General features: G+C 36.8%; 1 protein-coding gene. It reads right to left on the reverse strand.

Annotated features, from left to right (window positions below; translation table 11 throughout):
- Window positions 1–291: alanine racemase (locus ACFIK8_RS12830; protein WP_375669641.1), on the reverse strand; the 291-nt coding region annotated here is incomplete at both ends.

The raw sequence follows: 291 nt of genomic DNA on the forward strand, positions 1-291 counted from the left end.
TATCAAGTCCATAATGATTTTTGCATTGGGCAACAAAGGGTATAACTTCTTGCGGTGGAATACCACTTTTTTGGAGTTCTAATCCAATATTGACCTGGACATAACAAGGGAGGCTTCTTTTTTGTTTTTGCATTTCTATGCTTAAACTTTTAGCTATTTTTTCACGGTCAACAGTTTGAATGACATCAAAAATTTTGACAGCTTCTGCTGTTTTATTCGATTGTAAAGGACCAATGAGATGAAGCTCAATGAACTTAAATTGTTGGCGCAAGCGAGGCCATTTTTCAGCGG

It is taken from the genome of Bartonella sp. MR168JLCBS (assembly GCF_042194175.1).